This is a genomic window from Candidatus Magnetaquicoccus inordinatus (assembly GCF_004217665.1).
Taxonomy (GTDB): Bacteria; Pseudomonadota; Magnetococcia; order Magnetococcales; family Magnetaquicoccaceae; genus Magnetaquicoccus; species Magnetaquicoccus inordinatus.
This window is the reverse complement of sequence record NZ_RXIU01000450.1, coordinates 1-1,369: the sequence shown is the minus strand read 5'-3', so window position 1 is coordinate 1,369 and position 1,369 is coordinate 1. Positions and strand designations below refer to the sequence as shown.

Here is a 1,369-nt window from a genome sequence, read left to right as displayed (position 1 = left end):
TCGCCAGGAGTGTTTGTGCCGTAAACCGCAGCCGGGAATGTTGGAGCAGGCAATTGCCGAATGGGAGATTGATCGGGAGCGTTCATTGTTGCTGGGTGATCGGCATACTGACCTGCAGGCGGCGCAAAGGGCTGGCATCAAAGGCTATCTGTATCAGGGTGGGAGTCTGAAACAACAACTATGGCAATGCCTGGCTGCATTGGAGCAGAACGAGCCACTTGGTCGAGGAGGGGAGATCCCTTCTTTATAGCGGTTCTGTTTTTTGTGCGACAAAGCAGTTGTCCTCTGCCGTCTATTCCTGCATGCAAGGGTTGATCAGGAAAGAGAAGGGAGCAGCAGGATGAAAATCATCACAGCGGATAGCGCTTTATGGACAGCGGAGATTGTTCGTATAGCAAAAAAGGTCGAGCAGATTGCCTGGCAAAACTGGTTGGCGGCCAATACTGCTGCCAACAAAGCCATCTATCTTGCTGCCCGTACCGCCCGCCTGCGGGCGATGTCTGATTGGCGCTATGCCAAGGCGGCAGCTCAGCACCATTGAGGCACTGTGGCTCTTTTGCCAGTTACGCAAAAACAGTTCTTATGCAGTGCCAGGAGGAGAATCTCTCCCCCTGGCGGCAGGTTGCACGGGCAGGGTTTTACATCAGGCAACGTTTTACCAGAAGCGAATGGGCAGTAATTTGTGCCCAGAAGGGGCCGGGCCACGCTTAAACAAGGCAGGGTGGATACCTAACCTGCCTGTTTTGCTTGTGGCAACGGTGCGGAAATGTGAAAGGCGACTCTCCTGGATCCCGAAGAAAAGCGGTTATGGTTTTGGGCAATTGACCGGGCGAATCGCTGCATATCCGCTTTGTACGGCAACACATTGCCCTTCATCACTCTTGATCCACTCCAGATACTCTTGCAACGGACCAGTGGGCTCGCCGTTGCTATAGATGTATAACGGACGGGCAAGCGGATAGCTCTGATTGATCACATTCTCCACTGTGGCCGCAACCACAGAGGAGCCAGTCCCTCGGGAGATGTTTAACTTTTTTACATTGGGATTGTCGTGAGCCAAGCTGCTGTAACCAATGGCACACGGCGATTTGGCCACCACTTCGATCACCTCCTCGGCATTGCCCACATCTATGCTGTCCTCTTCTTGTTTGAAATCCTGATCTCTGCCCAGGATGCTCTCTTGAAAAAACACATAGGTGCCAGAATTGACTTGCCGTCCGATCAATTGCACCTTGTTGTTGACACATCCCGGCACACTCAAACCAAATTTGTTCCAATTATCCATAAAGCCTTTTTGACCATAGATCTCAGCCAAAAATTTTGTGGATACCCAATCGATTGGATTGCTTTTATGCACATAAATGGCGAT

Annotated in this window: 3 protein-coding genes; 2 read left to right on the top strand and 1 reads right to left on the bottom strand. The window is 51.4% G+C overall.

The genetic code is table 11. The annotated features are described in order from the left end of the window. Both EJP87_RS16445 and EJP87_RS16440 read left to right on the top strand, forming a co-directional pair. Nucleotides 1–250, top strand: a 250-nt coding sequence (locus tag EJP87_RS16445) for an HAD hydrolase-like protein (RefSeq protein WP_153188695.1), incomplete at its 5' end; no start/stop codon positions are given. A 90-nt stretch (nucleotides 251–340) separates the two neighbouring features. Further along, nucleotides 341–541: a hypothetical protein gene (locus EJP87_RS16440; protein ID WP_130472923.1), complete on the top strand. Its 201-nt coding sequence runs from the start codon at nucleotides 341–343 to the stop codon at nucleotides 539–541. 264 nt (nucleotides 542–805) lie between these two features. Here the strand turns inward: EJP87_RS16440 and EJP87_RS16435 are convergent. After that, on the bottom strand, nucleotides 806–1,369 hold a 564-nt coding region (locus EJP87_RS16435; RefSeq protein ID WP_193771481.1), incomplete at its 5' end, for a substrate-binding domain-containing protein.